Genomic DNA, 17,072 nt, shown 5'->3' with positions numbered 1-17,072 from the left:
CTTTCGTCCTTCCCAAGATAAGCGACCAAGCCTTAATGGCAATGGAACAGCGCCGGCTTTGGGTCGATCAGCGCGATCGCCGCGGCGGGGCCATGCGAAAACGCCACGCGACGCGGCCGTCGGAGGTGGCGTGCGCCGTGCCGATCGTGTCGCCGAGCATGGCACGTTCGCCCGATTCGAGCGTGTTGACGAAGCGGACCAAAGCAGGCCCGCGCAGATCGGCATCGGGGTCGAGCCGCTGGAGGCAGCATTCGACGAGGCGACGGCGCAGTTCGAACGGCAAGTCGTCTGGCCAAAAGGTGATGCCGTCATCGCCGGTTTCGACCTGTTGCGCTTCGAGCCGCCGCACCGTCCAGGCGATCGCATCCTCGGCATCACTCAGCGCGCTGGCGCTGGTTCCGAACCGGTCGGCGTCGAGCCAATCGACCCCCGCGAGCGCCTTCCGCAATCGCGCCCGGTCGAAACGGTCGCTGACATTGCTCGGATCGTCGATCGGCACGATGCCTTGCGCAGCGACGATCGCGGCAAGCTCGGCGCGGCGCCAGCCGAGCAACGGGCGGACGATTCGCCCGCCCTTGGCGCGGATCCCGGCAAGCCCAGCGACCCCGGCGCCGCGATTCAGCCGCATGATCAACGTTTCGAGCTGATCGTCGGCATGATGCGCGGTCGCGATCCGCTGGGCGCCGATCCGCGCGGCGTGCTCCTCGAGCAACCGATAGCGGAGCGTGCGGGCGCGCGCCGAGACATTGGCGGTGCGGCCGGCGCGATCGGGCAGCGGCGCGACGAGGATTGAATGATCGATGCCGCGCTGGGCACATAGAGCCGCCACCCATTCGGCTTCATCGGCCGATTCGGCGCGCAGGCCATGATCGACGGTTGCCGCGCGGCAGCGATCCCCGAGCGCGGCATGCGCGAGCAACAGCAAGGCGACGCTGTCGGGCCCGCCCGATACCGCAACCAGCACGCGGTCGTCGGGATCGGCCAGCGCCGCGACGTCGCGCGCAAACCGCGCGACTTGGTCGGCGCTCAGCTCATTTGCACTTGTAGGTGGCACGGCCCCTGTCGGCTTCGGCGCGCTGCGCGGCGGTCAGCTTGTCGCCATAGACGTCGCCCACCTCCTTGTAGACCTGGCAGATATCGGGCGCCGGGCGCTTGAGCACGACCAGCGACCGGGCGAGGTTGAACAGGCTGTCGGGCGCGCGGTCGCCATCGGGAAGCTTCGAATAATTCTCGTAGAAGATCTGCGCCGCATCCTTGGCGCGATCGTCGTCGAGATAGACGAGCCCGAGCACGTTCTGCGCGCGGCTGACGAGGCGATGCTTGGGAAAGCGCGTGCCGTATTTTTCGAGCTGCGCCTCGGCTTCCGGATAAAGCCCGGCCTTCCACAAGCGGTAGCCGTAATTGTAGGCGTAGGTTGCCTTGTCGGCGGCATCGGTACCGGTCGGCTTGGGCACCGCAGCAACGCGATCCGCGCGCGCGGAGTCGGCGGCGGCGCTCGGTTTCGGCGTCGCCGGCGCGGGCCGAGCGGGTCTGGCCGGCGTGTCGTCGGCCGCTTCGTTGCCCCCGGCCGCCGATGTCGGGCGGCTTTCTTCGAGCGCCCTCAGCCGCGCATCGGTCGCGCGCCGATACCCGGCGAAATCGCCCTCGAGCTGCTGCAGCCGGTGCTCGGTAGTCTCGACCCGGTTGGTCAGGCTCGCGGTCGCGCTTTCGACCGCGGCGACGCGCGCCTGAAGGTCGGTCAGCGGCGCGCTGGCGGGGGTGCCGGCAGCAGTCGTCGAGGCGTCCGGCGGCCCGATCTCGGGCTGGACCAGCGGTCCGCCGCCATTCTGGCGCGACAGCACGCGCTCGACCGTGTTGAGCCGCTTTTCGACCTGACCGACGCGCGCGTCGAGCGAAAGGCTCTGAGCCTGCGCGCCGACCGGCGCCGCGGCCGCCAGCCCGGCGATCATGACCGTCATCACAAATTTACGCATACCAATCCCCGCTTCATCCCGAACATCAATCTATCGCGGATCGAATCGCCGCGCCACTGCCGGAATTTAGGGCGTCGGCGTCGGCGCCGCGAGCGGATCGGATAGCGTCGGTGGAGCGAGCGTTGCGCGCGGCTTGGGTGTCGGCGTCGGGCGTGGCGGCGCGAAGGCGGGCGGCACGCTGCTCGGCGTCGCGCTCGCTACCGGCGCGGGCGTGGGCGCGGCGGCCGGGGTCGGCTGACCAGTGCCCCGCGCCTGCAACGCCGCGGCGGATACCGGCACGGCCTTGATCGCTGCATGCCCGGTGCCGAGCGGCGCGACTTGCGATCCGTTGACCATCACCTGGACCAGATCGGGACGCGCGACATTGGCCATCGGATTGTCGGCATCGGCCGGGACGTCGAAACGTTCACCGGGCGCCATCGTCTTTTCGAGCAGGACCTTGCCGGTCGCGTCGTAGATCTTGACCCATACGCTGCCGGTTGCCATCAACGTGACCTGCCCGGCGCCGACGGGCGCGGGAGTCGGGGTCGCTTCCGGCGCGGCGGCGATGGTGTTTTCGGGGATCGCGAGGGTCGGTTCGTCCGATCCGCGGAACAGGCCGGTGCCGTACCAGACGATCACCCCGAGCAGCACCAGCACGGCGATTGCGCCCGCCGCCATCGCCAGCCCGCGCGACGGCAGGCGCTTGGGGTCGCTTGGCTCGTACGCGGAATAGTCGGTAGACGGCGCGACCGGCAGTTGCGGGCTGTTGCGCACTTCGGCGGCGATCGCCTTCTCGTCGAGCCCGACCACGCGAGCATAAGCGCGTGCGAACCCCACCGCATAGGTGGGTGAGGGCAGCCCGTCGAAGCGGTTCTGCTCGATCGCCTCGAGGTGCCGAGTCGGCACGCGCGTCTGGTTGGCGATGTCGGCGAGCGTCAGGCCCTGCGCCTCGCGCGCCTCACGCAGCCGGTCGCCGGCGCTCTTGGGAAACAGCGACGCCTGGTCGGCCCCCGCCTCGCCCGCCCGATCCTCGTCCATTGGCATATTCTCCGGCGTAAGGGTTGCGACCCCATGCTTCGGCCCTTCGCCCGTTTTCGGCTGTCGGCCAAAGCCCGACCGGCTGTCAACGGCGCTTAGGCAAGCTCGACGTGGTTTCGGCTCGCCCAATCGGTCAGCGCGGCGCGCAAATCGCGCGGCGGGCTGGCGAGCAGGCGCGCCATCTCGGCCATGATACCGGCGCGGTCGAGACTCCTGACCATGGCCTTGATCGGACCGACCGCAGCCGGAGTGATCGACAGCCGCTCGATGCCGAGCCCGACCAAAGCCATCGCCTCGAGCGGGCGCCCGCCCATCTCGCCACAGACCGTCAGCGTCACCCCGGCCTCGGCGCAAGGCGCCACTACGCGCTTCAGGAATCGGAGGATCGACGGGCTCAGCCAGTCGTAGCGCTCGGCGAGTTTGGGATTGGCGCGGTCGGCGGCGAACAGGAATTGAGTCAGATCGTTGGTGCCGACCGAGAGAAATTGCAGGTTGGGCAGCAGCACGTCGAGCTGCTCCGCCAGCGCCGGCACTTCGAGCATCGCGCCGTAGCGGATTTCGGATGGCAGCCGCTTGCCGCGCTGCGCAAGCCAGACGCGCTGCGCCTCGAACAGCGCTCTTGCCTCGTCGAATTCCCACGGTTCGCTGACCATCGGGAACATCACGTTGAGCGTTCGGCCGCCCGCCGCCTCGATCAGCGCGCGCGCCTGCGCTTTCATCAACCCGCCGCGTTCGAGCGCGAGCCGAAGCGCGCGCCAGCCCATCGCCGGGTTCTCCTCGTCCTCGTCATGCGTATTGAGGTACGGCAGCGCCTTGTCGCCGCCGATGTCGACGGTGCGGAACACCACCGGCTTGTCGCCGGCCGCGTCGAGCACGTCCTTGTACAGCCGCAGCTGGCGCTCGCGCTGCGGCAGCGTCGCCGAAACGAGGAACTGGAATTCGGTGCGAAACAGCCCGATGCCGTCGGCGCCGGTGACGTCGAGCGCGGCGACGTCGTCGCGAAGCCCCGCATTGCACATCACGGTCAGCCGCACACCGTCGGTAGTGATCGGCGCTTCGGCCTTGAGCGCGGCGAACGCCGCGCGGCGTTTCTGGCGCAGGAGGAGCTTGGCGTCGAACGCCTCCTCCATCACCCCCGACGGTCGGACCAGCAGCGATCCGCTGCCGGTCACGTCGAGCAGCAGGAGGTCACCCTCGCCGACATGCTGGCGCACGCCGCGTACGCGCCCCAACACCGGCACCCCCATCGCGCGTGCGACGATGATGACGTGCGCGGTGAGCGACCCTTCCTCGAGCACCACGCCCTTCAGCCGCCGGCGGTCATATTCGAGCAATTCGGCCGGGCCGAGGTTGCGCGCGATCAGGATCGTATCCTGGCGAAGCCCGAGCTGCGCCGCGGTGCCCATCTGGCCCGACACGATCCGGAGCAGGCGATTGGAGAGGTCCTCGAGATCGTGCATCCGGTCCTGGAGCAAGGGATCGCCGATCTGGCGCATCCGCATCCGCGTGCGCTGCTGGACTCGCTCGATTGCCGCTTCGGCGGTCAGGCCGGAATCGATGGCTTCGTTGATCCGCCGCGACCAGCCCTCGTCATAGGCGAACATCTTGTACATCGCGAGCACCTCGTCGTGCTCGCCGCCGACGCCGAACTCGGCTTGCGCCGCCATCCGGTCGATCTGTTCGCGCATCTTGTCGAACGCGGCGTACACACGGTGGCGCTCGGCCTCGGTGTCCTCGGCGACGGTGTGCTCGATGGTGATTCGCGGCTGGTGATAGACCGCGTGGCCGATCGCCATCCCCTCGACCAGCTTGAGCCCGTCGAGCCGGGCCGCCGCCGTCGATTGCGGGCGAGACGCCGAGTCGCCGCGCTGGTCGACGAGGCCGGCATTGGCGATCAGCTCGGACAGCACCATCGCCACCGTCTGCAGCGCCTCGATCTCGACATCGGCGTACTTGCGCGGATCGACGTGCTGGACCGCGAGCACGCCGACCGAATCGCCGCGGCGGATGATCGGCACCCCGGCGAAGCTGTGGAACTCGTCCTCCCCCGTTTCGGGGCGATAGGCGAAATCGGGATGCGCGGCGGCTTCGTCGAGGTTCAATGTCTCGACGTTCTTGGCGATCGTGCCGACCAGCCCTTCGCCCAACGCAAGCTTGGTGACGTGGACCGCCGCCTGATCGAGGCCCCGCGTCGCGTAAAGCTCGAGCAGCCCCTCGCGCAGCAGGTAGATCGAGCAGACCTCGCTATCGAGTGCCTCACCGATGATCCGAGTCACCGCGTCGAGCTTGGCTTGCGGACTCGACCGCGCCGCCATCACCTCATGGAGGTTGACGAGGATTTCACGAGCAGAAGCAGCGGCAGTGACGGCCATGCCGACCCGCTAGCAGGTTGACGGCGGCGGCGCCATTATCGCCGCCGCGCTCAAGCCTTTAGTGCTGCATACCCGGCGCGACCGGTACCGCGGCCGAGATCGCGACCACCGCAGTCGGACTGGGATCGCCCGCGAACTGTGCGCCCGAATCGCTCCAGAACGGCGCTTCGAGCGCGGGCAGTTCGGCGACCGCGAATTGTTCGAGGTCGCGCGTGTCGACCGCCGCGATCCGGGCAAGCTCGGTCTTGGCGGTCGCGCAGAATTGCGCCTGCGCGGCCGGCTGCGCGAAGAAATTGTACAGCCGAGTCATGTCGCGCTCGCGCGCATCCTGCCAGCCCGCGCCGTATTGCGCCTTGTACCGCGCATCGACCGCGGCGTTCGCGGCGGCGAGCTCGGCCGACTGGCCGCGGATCAGCGCATTATACTCGGCGACGGTGGTCGTCTCGTCGGCATCGCGGCAGCCGAGCGCCGCCACGTTCAACGCGACGCGGACGTGGCATAGGCTTTCGAGCGGCGACAAATTGGTGGTGACGACCGCCGGACGAAACGTCTGCGCCGCGGTGGGCGCTCCGGCAAGCATGGCAGCCGGCAGCAAGGCATAGAAGATACGCATGGTTACAACCCCCTCTGCGCCACCCCGCGTGGCGCATCCGGCAGGCTGATCCCAACTCGACCAACAACGCGTTGAGAGATCGCGTCAACCGGGCGTTTACGACGTTCAGGGCGTGCGGAAGATCGCCGGATCGACGCTCAGGCGTGGCAGCCGCGCAGGCGGTGGCGCCGGGCTGATCGCCGCCGCCATTGCCAGGGTCGCAGCCGGGCGTTGCGTGCGCCAGGCATCATAAGCGCGGTAGAAATCGGTGAACGGGCGGTCGATCGCCGCCATATGCGCGGTCGCGAACTGCGACAGCGCGGTCGGGCCGACCGCCGCCATCTCATCGAGCACGCGGTCGGCGGCTGCACAGAAACCAGCGCGCGCCGGAGCAAGCGCGAAGAAGTTGTACAAAGCGGTCATCGCATCGTCGTAGCGATCGCGCCAATCGCCGCCGCTCGCGCGATATTCGGCGGCGAGGTCGGTTTCGGCACGCGCGAGACTGGCCGCGTGCGTGCGAAGCGCGGCGTTGTACCGCGCCGCGATCGCATCGCCGGTCGGGCCACGGCACGCGAGCGCGGCGACGTTGAGCGCCGCACGCAAATGCCAAGTCGCCGCCGCGGGCGAGAGGTTGCGGTTGGGGGTCGGGTAGCTGCCGTCGGCGAGGGGCGACGGGATCGCCATGCCGGGGGTCGCGCCGATTGGCATCGCGACGGGTATCGGCGCGGGCGCAACGGCGGGCGGCGAAAGGTCGGCAACCGGGAGGGGCTTGGCGGCGCAGGCCGACAGTATAAGCGCCAGCGCGAACGGGACGATACGGGGACGGTGATCCACGGTCTTCTCCTGCCCCCCGGCAGGCGAAGACTGTGCCCTTTTAACGGTTAATATCGCGTAAGCCGTGATCCCGCGGCTAGTGGATCGTCTCTCCCGCCGCGCACATCGCTACGAACTCCGCGATCCGGCGCTTGCGAGTCGCGGGCTTCTTCGCGGTCTTGACCCGGTAGAGTATCGCGTAGCGGTTGGCGCCGGTCAGCGTATCGAAGAACGCGCCCGCGCCGGGCTCGGCGTCGAGCGCGGCGGCGAGGTCGGCCGGCGTTTCGGCGGTCGAGGCGGGCGCATAGGCCGCGTCCCAACGGCCGTCGTCCTTGGCGGCATCGATCGCGGCCTGGCCAGCCGGCGTCATTCGGCCCTCGGCAACTAACTCTTCAGCGCGGTTCCGGTTTTTCTCCGACCATTTGCTGTTGGTTTTGCGCGGCGTGAAGCGCGTGAGGAACCACGCGTCGTCATATTTGTCGATCTGCCCATCGATCCAGCCGTGGCACAGCGCCCCGTCGATCGCCTGAGCCTTGGTCAGCGACGACGCGTCGTTGCCGGCCTTTGCGAGCTTGAGCCACAATCCCCTGGCATCGCCCGGCTGCTCGCCGAGCCACTTCTCCCAGGCCGCCAGATTGGCGAAGTCGAGGACGGGCAGGCCTGCCTTGGTCTTCATAAATCTGACCTGGCAGTGGAGGCTTGACTCGACAACTACTGTACGTCATACAGTGTGTGACATACACCATGTGAGACACAGCTTGGCCGAAGATGATCTCTTCGAAAAAATGCGAGTCGAGCTTCGCCGCGGGTCGCTGGTGCTCGCCGTGCTGGGGGCGCTCCGCGAGGAGCGCTACGGCTACACGCTGCGCCAGAGCCTCGAAGACGCCGGGCTGCCGATCGACGAAGGCGCCCTCTACCCGTTGCTGCGCCGGCTCGAAACGCAGGGGCTGTTGACCAGCGAATGGCGCGAGGACGCCAAGCGCACCAAGCGCTTCTACCGGCTTTCGGCCCAGGGCGTGGAGATGCTCGCGCAATTGCTCCGCGAGTGGAATGCCATTTCCGACTCGATCCTCCGCCTCACCGAAAAGGACGTGTGATGGACCTTATCGACCGCTACCTGACGGCAATCCGCTGGAGCTTGCCGCGCGCCGCCAACGCCGACGACGTGATCGCCGAACTGCGCGACCTGATCGCCAGCCGGATCGAGGATCGCGAGGAATCGCTCGGCCGCCCGCTCGACGAAAAGGAGATCAGCGCGTTGCTGCGCGACTTCGGCCATCCGCTGGTGGTCGCCGCGCGCTATGGCACGCAGCAATATCTGATCGGGCCGGACCTGTTCCCGTTCTACTGGTTCTCATTGAAGGTCGTGCTGGCGCTGAGCGTCGTGCTGCTGATCCTGTCGGGTGTCGGCGACATCGTGTTCGGTGGCGATCCGCTTCGGTCGCTCGTACGTGCTTTTGGCGGCGCGTGGTGGTCGCTGCTCGGCAATGCCGGGCTCGTGACGCTAATCTTCGCGGTGATCGAACGCACCGGCTGGTTGACCGACCACCTCAATCGCTGGTCGCCCGAGCGACTGCCCGACCTGCGCGACCTCAAGCTCAAGAACGAGCGCAAGAGCCCTTGGGAAGCAGCCCTCGAGATGGCGTTCGGCGTCGGCTTCGTCCTGTGGTGGGTCGGACTGATCCCGCTGCCGATCGCCTGGAGCAATGTAGAGGGCCTGACGCTGACTCCCGACCCGATCTGGGTCGCGATGTGGTGGCCGATCCTCGCGCTGATGATCGCGCGGCTGGCGTTCAACCTGGTGCAATGGCTGCGCCCGCGTTGGAAGGCAGCGCGCATCGGGCTGAACGTCGTGACGACGGTAAGCGCGGTCGCGACCCTGGCGCTGATCTACCAGGTCGGCCATTGGATCACCGCAAGCTCCGCGACCCTGCCCGCCGCCCGTGTTGCCGAGATCGACCGCAGCACGAATCTAGGCATCCATTACGCGATCATCGTGGTCGGCGTGATCTGGATATTCCAATGCGCCAAGGAAATCTGGGTCGTGGCGATGGCGCGCCGTTGAACGTTACGCCGCGCGCTTCTCCAGCGCGTGGGCGGCCTCTTCCATCAATTGCGCGATGATCTCGGCGACGGGCTCTTCCCTGGTCACCATCCCGACCGATTGCCCCGCCATCAGCGACCCGTGCTCGACATCACCATCGATCACCGCGCGGCGCAACGCGCCCGCCCAATAATGCTCGATCTGGAGCTGCGCTTCCATCATCTCGACCTTGCCCTCGTCGAGCGCTTGCGCGACCTCGCGCTGCTTGGCGGTGAACAGCTCGCCCCCGGCATTCTTGAGCGCGCGCACCGGAATGACGGGCAAGCGCGGGTCGATCTGGACGCTCGACACCGCATCGCGCGCAGAGGCGCGGAAGAACGCCTTCTTGAAATTGGGGTGGGCGATGCTTTCGGTCGCGCAAGCGAAACGCGTGCCGAGCTGGACACCGGCGGCACCCATGTCGAGATACGCGCTGATCGCCTCTCCGCGCCCAATCCCGCCGGCGACGAACACCGGGACTTGTTCGGCCACTTCGGGCAGGATCTCCTGCGCGAGCACGCTGGTCGAGACCGGTCCGATATGTCCGCCGGCCTCCATCCCTTCGACCACCAGAGCGTCGACGCCCGACCGGATCAGCTTCTTGGCGAGGCTCAATGCGGGGGCGAAGCAGATCACCTTCGCACCGGTCTCCTTGATTGCTTCGAGCGAACCCTTGGGCGGCAGACCGCCCGCGAGCACGACATGCGTGACCTGATGCTTCGCGCACACGGCGATCAGATCGAACAGCATCGGGTGCATCGTGATAAGGTTGACCCCGAACGGCCTGGACGTGAGCGCCTTGGTCGCGGCGATCTCGGCATCGAGCAGTTCGGGCGTCATCGCCCCGCATGCGATCAACCCGAACCCGCCGGCGTTGGAAATCGCCGCGACGAGGTTGCGCTCGGATACCCACGACATCGCGCCGCACAGGATCGCGACCTCGCTCCCGAGGAAGTCGACACCCCGCGCCATGCGGCGGGCAAGGCGCTCGGCGCCGATCGATAAGGATGCTGTCATGGCGGCGGGTTAGCCGCAACGACCGCCATCTTCTAGCCCTCTCCCGCCTGCGGGAGAGGGTTGGGCGAGGGTCTTATTTCTTCTACTCTTCGCAACGATGGGAGTCGTAGACTTCGCCTGTCTTGAGGCCTTGTTGATCGTCGAGATAGACGGCGGACAGCACAATACCGACCGCGATGCCGGCGAACGATGTTTCTCGAATGCTAGGGTTTGCGAAGTCCTTCGTTTCTGGAACGATGATGTGCTCGAAAACATCGCCGGGGTAATGGATATCATCCGGACAGCTTTGAGCCGACACATGGAAGAAGAAAGACCCTCGCCCAACCCTCTCCCGCAAGCGGGAGAGGGCTAAGATGCAACAGGCGGCCACCGAAATCGCGATCGAGACTGCGGGGCAAGGGCTGTACGACTGCACCGATCAGGTGATGGCATGGGTCGCAGAATGCGGAATCGAGACCGGCCTCCTCACCTTGTTCGTCCGCCACACGTCCGCATCGCTGCTGATTCAAGAGAATGCCGCGCCCGCCGCGCGACGCGACCTGGAGCGATATTTCGCGCGCGTCGCGCCCGAATCGCGCGACTATGAGCATGACGACGAAGGCCCCGACGACATGCCCGCGCATCTGCGCGCCGCGCTCACCGCGACGAGCCTATCGATCCCGGTCGCCAACTGCCGCCCGGTGCTCGGCACATGGCAAGGCATCTATCTGTTCGAGCATCGCCGCGCGCCGCATCATCGGCGGATCGCGCTGCACTTGATCGGCGACTAGGCCGCTTCCTCCGCGTCCAGCCCGTACGCCGTATGCAGCACGCGCACAGCAAGCTCGGTCTCGTCCTCGTGGATCAGCACCGACACCTTGATCTCGCTGGTGGAGATCGCCTGGATGTTGATCCCCCGCGCGCCCAGCGTGGTGAACATCGTCGCGGCGACGCCGGTGTGGCTCTTCATGCCCACCCCGACCACGGAGATCTTGGCGACGCGGGTGTCGTGGACCAGTTTGTCGAACCCGATCTCGCCCTTGGCCGCGTTGAGCGCGTCGATCGACCGCGGCAGGTCGACGGCGGGGACCGTGAAGGTCACGTCGGTCGCCGCGGCGTGCTCTGCGGTCTGGTGCGCGATATTCTGGATGATCATGTCGACATTGATCCCGGCGGCGGCCAACGGCGCGAAGATCGCGGCGACCGATCCGGGCGTGTCGCTGACGCTGGTCAGCGTGATCTTCGCCTCGTTCTTGTCGTGCGCGATGCCGGTGATCAGCTGGCGTTCCATGTCTTCGATCTCCTGTTCGCCGACGATCATCGTGCCGGGCAGCGTGTCCGCCATCAGGGCATCGTCGGTCACGAACGACGACAATACCTGAACTCGGACGTTTTCCTTCATCGCCAAGCCGACCGAGCGGGTCTGGAGCACCTTGGCCCCGACGCTCGCGAGCTCGAGCATTTCCTCATACGTCACTTGGCGCAGCTTGCGCGCGCGCGGCACGATCCGCGGGTCGGTCGTGTAGACGCCGTCGACGTCGGTGTAGATGTCGCAGCGATCGGCCTTCATCGCCGCCGCGACCGCGACCGCCGACGTGTCCGACCCGCCGCGGCCGAGCGTGGTCAGCCGGGCTCCATCGGCGACACCCTGGAAACCCGGGATCACCGCGACCTCGCCTGATGCAAGCGCCTTTTCGAGCGCGGCCATGTCGATCTCCTCGATCCGCGCCGAGGCGTGCGCGTCGCTGGTGCGGATCGGAAGCTGCCAGCCGAGCCAGCTGCGTGCCGGCACGCCGAGCGCCTGAAGCGCAATCGCGAGCAGCCCGCTGGTCACTTGCTCGCCCGACGAGACGACCACGTCATATTCGCGCGGATCGTAGAGCGACGACGCCTCGCGGCAGAAATTGACCAGCCGGTCGGTGTCCCCGGCCATTGCCGAGACGACCACCGCCACCTGGTTTCCCGCCTCGACCTCGCGCTTTACGCGGCGCGCCACGGCGCGGATTCGCTCGATCCCCGCCATCGACGTGCCGCCGAATTTCATCACGATACGCGCCATCGGCTGCGGGAAGTCCTTTGGAATGCCGGAGCGGCGCTGATAGGAAGCGCGCATGACCGACGCAACCGTAACGTCCGTACCTAGCATCGACCCGGACGAGGCCGCGCATTTCGGCAAGCTCGCGAAGGACTGGTGGGATCCCAAGGGATCGTCGGCGATGCTCCACCGGCTCAACCCGCCGCGGCTCAAATATATTCGCGAGCAGATCGACCATCATTGGCGGCGCAACGGCGTCGGCTTCACCCCGCTCGCCGGCAAGCGCGCGCTCGACATGGGGTGCGGCGCGGGATTGCTGTGCGAGCCGCTGTCAAGATTGGGCGCGAGCGTGACGGGGGTCGACGCGGCGGCGGAGAATATCGGCGTTGCTCGCGCGCATGCCGAGCGATCGGGGCTGACGATCGACTATCGCGCGGGAGCGGTCGAGGCGGTGGCGGGCGAGACGTTCGACCTCGTCACGTCGATGGAGGTGATCGAGCACGTCCCCGATCCGGCGCGCTTCATCGCCGGGCTGGCAGGCGCGCTGGCGGAAGGAGGCCTGATGATCCTCTCCACCCCCAACCGCACGCCCTTGTCGCGGCTGGCGATGATCACGGTCGGCGAGGGCACGGGAATGATCCCCAGGGGCACGCACGATTGGGACAAGTTCCTGACACCAGACGAATTGTGTACGTTGGCCGAGGTGGCGGGGCTGAAGGTGGTCGACACCGCCGGCCTCGGCTTCTCGCTCGGCAGGGGGTTCTATGTCGGTGAGGACAAACGGCTCGATTATTTCGTGACGGCGGTGCGCGCGGGCTAGCCCTCTCCCCGAGAGGAGAGGGAGTTTAGGCCATCACATCCCGACCCCGCGCCACCGTAGCGGTGTGCCCCACCACCGCCCGCGGCGAACGAGTCTTGACTGAATCGACGAACAGCCAATCGTTGGTCACGCGCTCGGGCGTGATCGTCATCGCCATATAGCCGCGCCGCGACGTGTCGCACCATTTGAGCTCGCGGTTGGCCGCGACCAGGGCGGTGGCGACGACCTTGGGGTCGGTCTTGACCGCGCTTTCGTAACCGTTCGACGTCACGCTCTGACCGGCGAACTCGACCCCGGCGGGCTTGCCGTCCTGGCCGAGATCGTAGGCCCAGGCATTGTGGCTGTCGCCCGAGATGACGACGAGATTCGCGCCCGCCGCCTGCGAGGTCTTGAGGAAGCGCGCGCGTTCGGCGGGATAGCCGCCCCACGAGTCGTAGTTGAACGGCAACCCGACCTTGGCGGCCTGAATTCCGGCGAGGACGTAATTCTTGGCGCGTTCGCCGGCGCCCGGATCGAGCCACCCGAGCGCGTCGGCCGGCATCACGGTATTGCCCATGATCGTGCCGAAGCCGACGATCTGCCACTTTTGCCCCGCTTTTACCGATCGGCGCAACGCGTGGAACAGCCAGTCCTGCTGTTGAGTCCCCATCATCGTCGCGGCGGGGTCGGTCCAAGGCCCGTCGCGGAATGCCTTCAGCGCCGCGCCGGGATCGGCCGTTCTGAACAGCGGCGCGATGTCGGGCTGTTTGGTGCGCGCGAGGTCGCGAGTCTCGGTCCGGAACAGGGTCGCGAGGCCGCCGATCTCGTAGGTCTTCCACGGCTCGTCGCTGATCGGCATCCATTCGCGATACGCCTGAAGCCCGGCGATCTTGCGCAGCGTCCAGTCGCCTTCGTCGGCTTGATGGTTCTCCGCCCCGCCTTCCCAACTATCGTTGGCGGTTTCGTGGTCATCGCATTGCGCGATCATCGGCACGCGCGCGTGGAGCGCCAGAAGGTCGGGATCGCTGCGATAGCTCGCATAGCGCAGGCGGTAATCGGCGAGGTGGATCAGCTCGTTGGCGGGCTCGGTCGTGCGCACCTGGTCCTTGAGCGGCGGGTAGCCGCCCAATTTATACTCGTAGAGGTAGTCGCCGAGATGGATCGCAAGGTCGATGTCGTCGCGGGCCGCGGCGTGCGCGTAAGCGTTGAAATAGCCGAACGGCATGTTGGCGCACGAGAAGATCGCGGCGCGGAACGACCGCGTCTGGTTGGCTTCGGGCAACGTCTTGGTCCGCCCAACCGGCGAGCGCGTGCCATCGGGCGCGACGAAGCGGTAGAAATAGACATGGCCCGGCCGCAGCCCGGGCACGGTGATCTTGGTCGTCCAGTCGCGCCATGGACCGGTGATCGCCACGCCGCCGCCGACGATCCTGGCGAAATCGGGCGTGTCCGCCATCTCGACCGCGACATGGACCGGTTTGCCGTCGGCGGGGACGTAGCGAGTCCATAACAGCATCGAATCGCTCGCCGGCTCGCCGCTCGCGATGCCGTGGGTGAAGCCGGTGGCATCGGCGACATTCGGCGTCTGGGCGAATCCGGGCACGGCGTACGCCCCCAGCCCCAGCGTCCCGGTCATCAGCAGCGAGCGGCGATCGATCCTGAGCATCGCATTCTCCCCTTATCGGCGCCGTTTGCTCCGCGGGCGTGGCGCTTTGATGACAGCCGAGCGGGCCGCTGTTAGGGGCGCGAACGTGACCCCCACCAAGCCTCTCGACGCCATCGCCCGCCTGCCGCGCTGGGCGCTGTTGTCGTTGGCGGCGATCATCGCGCGGGTGGCGACGTTCGGCAACCCAATCGTGCATGTCGATGAGAGCTTCTATTTCGTAACCGCGCGGGCGATGCTCGATGGCGCGCTGCCTTATGTCGACATCTGGGACCGCAAGCCGATCGGGCTGTTCCTGCTCTACACGCCCGCCGCCGCGTTCGGGCTGCCGCTCGGCATCTGGGTATACCAGGCAATGGCGCTCGCGGCGGTGGTCGCGACCGCGCTGCTGATCGCGCGGCTCGCCGATCGCGCGGGGTGGCGGCGCGGGTCGATGGCGGCGGCACTCGCCTACGTCATCTGGCTCGACCTGCTTGAGGGGCAAGGCGGGCAGGCGCCGGTCTTCTACAATTTGCTGATGGTAGCCGCGGCGGTGCTGATCGCGCCGAGCGGGCGCGATCACCTGGCGGGCGCGCGGTTCCGCCGCGGGCTGCTCGCGATGCTGCTCGTCGGCGTGTCGCTCCAGATCAAATATTCGGTGGTGTTCGAAGGGCTGTTCTTCGGGCTGTGGTGGATGTGGCGCGAATGGCGCAAGCGGACGCACGCCGTGCCGCTGCTGGCGGCGGCCGCCCTGCTGGCGCTCGCCGCGTTGCTGCCGACCGCGCTCGCCTGGGGTTATTATGCCGCGATCGGGCAAGGGCAGGCGTTCGTCTACGCCAATTTCGCGTCGATCGCCGCGCGCCAGGGCGACCCGATGGGCGAGCAGCTCGGCAATCTGTTCAAGATCGCGCTGATCGCCTCGCCGTTGTTCGCGGCGGCGACCCTCGCTTATCTGCGCGGGGACCGGATGGGGTTGCGCGGCTGGATGTTCGGCTGGCTCGCCGCGGCAGTGTTCGGGCTGCTCGTGTTTGGGTCGTGGTTCGACCATTACGCGCTGCCGCTGCTGGTGCCGCTTTGCGTTTGCGCCGCGGGGTTCGCCGACGATCCGCGCCGGTCGCGCAAGATCACGATCGCAGTGCTGGCGGTCGCGCTGCTCGGCGGCGAGGCGACCGTTATCGTCAAGCGGCTCAATCGCGGCGGCCCGGCGCAGTTGGCGCGAGTGGTCGACGCGATCGGGCACGGGTCGGGCTGCCTCTACGTCTATTCGGGCGATACGATGCTCTATCCGATGAGCGGGCGCTGCCGGCTGAGCCGCTACGCCTTTCCGAGCCATCTCGGTCGCAAGCGCGAACGCGGCGCGATCGGAGTCGACCAGCGCGCCGAGGTCGAACGTATCCTCGCATTGAAACCCGCAGTGGTGGTGATGCGCGCGCCTTATCTGGGAGAGCGGCCGGAGCTTCGCGCGATCGTCATCGAGCGGATGGCCAAGGATTACAGGCTGCGCGCGCAATTGCCGCTCGGCAATGATCGCCTGTCGGTGTTCGCGCTGAAGTCAGGCGGCTAGAACGCCGCGCTTGCCGTCGCGTTCGGCGATGCACGCGGCATAATGCGCCATCAAATCGACGACGTGCTCGCGGTCGGTGCGCACGCGTCCGGCGGCGACCATCGCCGCCTTGCGCAGGATCGCGGGTTCGCGCGCGAACAACCGCTCGATCGCGCGCGCCGAGTCGGCACCGTCGCGCGCGCGATACGTCTCGCTGGTCAGCGGGTCGGCGACCTCGGCACAGCCGCCGGTGTCGGGAACGATCAACGGCAAACCCGACGCCATCGCCTCGGACGGGACCAGCCCGAACGGCTCGCCCTCCGATCCGTGGATCAGCGCGTCGCAGCTCGCCATGATCCGCGCCAGCTCGGTGCGGGCGTAGACCGGGCGGAACATTCTGATGTGCGGGCTGCCCGCGATCCGGGCCTCGAGCCGCTTGCTCTCGGGCCCGGTGCCGAGCAGCATCAGCCCGACCGGCAACCGGTCGGCGGCGCGCTCGACCGCGTCGATCACCATCGCCCAGCGCTTCTCGCCGTGATGCCGTCCCATTCCCAGCAGCAAATGCCCGTCGGCCGGCAGATCGAGCTGGCGAAGCATCGCCGCGCGCAGCCGCTCGTCGCGCAGATCGGGGGAGAAGTGGCTGCGCTCGATCCCCAGCGTCATCGCGGCATCGACACGGACGCCGCGCCGTCTCAGCCGCTTCAGCAAAGCCGGCCCGTTGCTGACGACGGTGTCGTACAGGTCGAGGAAGCGGTTGAAGTAGCGATCGTAGATAAAGCACGCATCCTCGATGTCATCCGGGTTCGCGATCCACTCGAACCAGCGCATCGGATAGGCCGCGATATTGTCGTTATGCATGAAGAACGACTTGAGGGCGCTCCCCTGCCACTTGCCGACGATCCAGGCTGGGCGCCACCCCGACGAGGTCTCGACGACATCCGGCTGATATTCGTCGAGCAGCCGCCAGATCGGGTCGCGCCGCGTGAAGAAGCCGTAATTCTTGTCGAACGGCAACCCCGGCGATTTGACGTAGATGACCTTGCCGCCGCCGAGCCGTTCCTCGACCCGGTCTTCCTTGCCACACGCGATGCAGATCAGTTCGTGACCCATCTCCGCCATGATCGCCATCTTGCGGTCGATATAGGTGCGCACGCCGCCGCCGGTCGGCGAGTAGAATTCGTTGACGTCGACGATGCGCACTTGC

The 17,072-nt window shown here is 67.4% G+C and carries 17 protein-coding genes; 6 read left to right on the top strand and 11 right to left on the bottom strand.

Going from position 1 to position 17,072, the window contains the following annotated elements; genetic code table 11:
• Window positions 1–67: 67 nt before the first annotated feature.
• From tilS to VH326_RS06965, 7 genes are all read right to left on the bottom strand, one after another.
• On the bottom strand, window positions 68–1,054 hold the full coding sequence (gene tilS, locus VH326_RS06995) for a tRNA lysidine(34) synthetase TilS (protein ID WP_329631088.1): 987 nt from the start codon (window positions 1,052–1,054) through the stop codon (window positions 68–70).
• Window positions 1,032–1,958: a tetratricopeptide repeat protein gene (locus tag VH326_RS06990; protein WP_329631087.1), complete on the bottom strand. Its 927-nt coding sequence runs from the start codon at window positions 1,956–1,958 to the stop codon at window positions 1,032–1,034. The genes tilS and VH326_RS06990 overlap by 23 nt, the downstream gene beginning before the upstream one ends.
• 81 nt (window positions 1,959–2,039) lie before the next feature.
• Window positions 2,040–2,993, bottom strand: coding sequence for a helix-turn-helix domain-containing protein (locus VH326_RS06985; RefSeq protein ID WP_329631086.1), 954 nt, complete (start codon window positions 2,991–2,993; stop codon window positions 2,040–2,042).
• A 95-nt stretch (window positions 2,994–3,088) separates the two neighbouring features.
• Window positions 3,089–5,365, bottom strand: coding sequence for a phosphoenolpyruvate--protein phosphotransferase (ptsP, locus tag VH326_RS06980; RefSeq protein WP_329631085.1), 2,277 nt, complete (start codon window positions 5,363–5,365; stop codon window positions 3,089–3,091).
• A gap of 58 nt (window positions 5,366–5,423) precedes the next feature.
• The gene (locus VH326_RS06975; protein ID WP_329631084.1) at window positions 5,424–5,978 is read right to left on the bottom strand and encodes a hypothetical protein; all 555 of its coding nucleotides are present in this window, start codon (window positions 5,976–5,978) and stop codon (window positions 5,424–5,426) included.
• A 105-nt stretch (window positions 5,979–6,083) separates the two neighbouring features.
• Window positions 6,084–6,791, bottom strand: a complete 708-nt coding sequence (locus VH326_RS06970; RefSeq protein WP_329631083.1) for a hypothetical protein — start codon at window positions 6,789–6,791, stop codon at window positions 6,084–6,086.
• Between the two features lie 76 nt (window positions 6,792–6,867).
• Window positions 6,868–7,446: a YdeI/OmpD-associated family protein gene (locus tag VH326_RS06965; protein ID WP_329631082.1), complete on the bottom strand. Its 579-nt coding sequence runs from the start codon at window positions 7,444–7,446 to the stop codon at window positions 6,868–6,870.
• Between the two features lie 82 nt (window positions 7,447–7,528).
• Between VH326_RS06965 and VH326_RS06960 the strand changes: the two genes are divergently transcribed.
• Window positions 7,529–7,867 carry a PadR family transcriptional regulator gene (locus VH326_RS06960; RefSeq protein ID WP_329631081.1) on the top strand — a complete coding sequence of 113 codons (339 nt, stop codon included), beginning with the start codon at window positions 7,529–7,531 and terminating at the stop codon, window positions 7,865–7,867.
• Entirely contained in the window at window positions 7,867–8,835 is a 969-nt protein-coding gene (locus tag VH326_RS06955) for a hypothetical protein (protein WP_329631080.1), read from the top strand. Before VH326_RS06960 ends, VH326_RS06955 begins: the two co-directional genes overlap by 1 nt.
• A gap of 3 nt (window positions 8,836–8,838) precedes the next feature.
• Here VH326_RS06955 and VH326_RS06950 read toward each other — a convergent pair whose 3' ends face one another.
• Window positions 8,839–9,870 carry an NAD(P)H-dependent flavin oxidoreductase gene (locus VH326_RS06950; protein ID WP_329631079.1) on the bottom strand — a complete coding sequence of 344 codons (1,032 nt, stop codon included), beginning with the start codon at window positions 9,868–9,870 and terminating at the stop codon, window positions 8,839–8,841.
• 97 nt (window positions 9,871–9,967) lie between these two features.
• On the opposite strand from VH326_RS06950, the gene VH326_RS06945 reads away from it, so the two are divergent.
• Together VH326_RS06945 and VH326_RS06940 are read left to right on the top strand one after the other, a co-directional pair.
• Entirely contained in the window at window positions 9,968–10,222 is a 255-nt protein-coding gene (locus VH326_RS06945; protein WP_329631078.1) for an endonuclease domain-containing protein, read from the top strand.
• A gap of 1 nt (window position 10,223) precedes the next feature.
• Window positions 10,224–10,640, top strand: a complete 417-nt coding sequence (locus VH326_RS06940; protein WP_329631077.1) for a secondary thiamine-phosphate synthase enzyme YjbQ — start codon at window positions 10,224–10,226, stop codon at window positions 10,638–10,640.
• Here VH326_RS06940 and VH326_RS06935 read toward each other — a convergent pair.
• Window positions 10,637–11,908 carry an aspartate kinase gene (locus tag VH326_RS06935; RefSeq protein WP_329631358.1) on the bottom strand — a complete coding sequence of 424 codons (1,272 nt, stop codon included), beginning with the start codon at window positions 11,906–11,908 and terminating at the stop codon, window positions 10,637–10,639. The two genes, VH326_RS06940 and VH326_RS06935, sit on opposite strands and share 4 nt — an antisense overlap.
• Before the next feature lie 52 nt (window positions 11,909–11,960).
• On the opposite strand from VH326_RS06935, the gene ubiG reads away from it, so the two are divergent.
• Entirely contained in the window at window positions 11,961–12,704 is a 744-nt protein-coding gene (gene ubiG, locus VH326_RS06930; RefSeq protein ID WP_329631076.1) for a bifunctional 2-polyprenyl-6-hydroxyphenol methylase/3-demethylubiquinol 3-O-methyltransferase UbiG, read from the top strand.
• A gap of 25 nt (window positions 12,705–12,729) precedes the next feature.
• Here ubiG and VH326_RS06925 read toward each other — a convergent pair whose 3' ends face one another.
• Window positions 12,730–14,349: an alkaline phosphatase D family protein gene (locus VH326_RS06925; protein WP_329631075.1), complete on the bottom strand. Its 1,620-nt coding sequence runs from the start codon at window positions 14,347–14,349 to the stop codon at window positions 12,730–12,732.
• Window positions 14,350–14,434: 85 nt separating this feature from the next.
• On the opposite strand from VH326_RS06925, the gene VH326_RS06920 reads away from it, so the two are divergent.
• The gene (locus tag VH326_RS06920; protein WP_329631074.1) at window positions 14,435–15,889 is read left to right on the top strand and encodes a hypothetical protein; all 1,455 of its coding nucleotides are present in this window, start codon (window positions 14,435–14,437) and stop codon (window positions 15,887–15,889) included.
• Here VH326_RS06920 and VH326_RS06915 read toward each other — a convergent pair.
• Window positions 15,878–17,068, bottom strand: coding sequence for a glycosyltransferase (locus VH326_RS06915; protein ID WP_329631073.1), 1,191 nt, complete (start codon window positions 17,066–17,068; stop codon window positions 15,878–15,880). The two genes, VH326_RS06920 and VH326_RS06915, sit on opposite strands and share 12 nt — an antisense overlap.
• Window positions 17,069–17,072 lie beyond the last annotated feature (4 nt).

Source organism: Sphingomonas sp. (genome assembly GCF_036269755.1).
Lineage (GTDB): Bacteria > Pseudomonadota > Alphaproteobacteria > Sphingomonadales > Sphingomonadaceae > Sphingomonas.
This window is presented reverse-complemented; position numbering and strand designations above follow the sequence as displayed.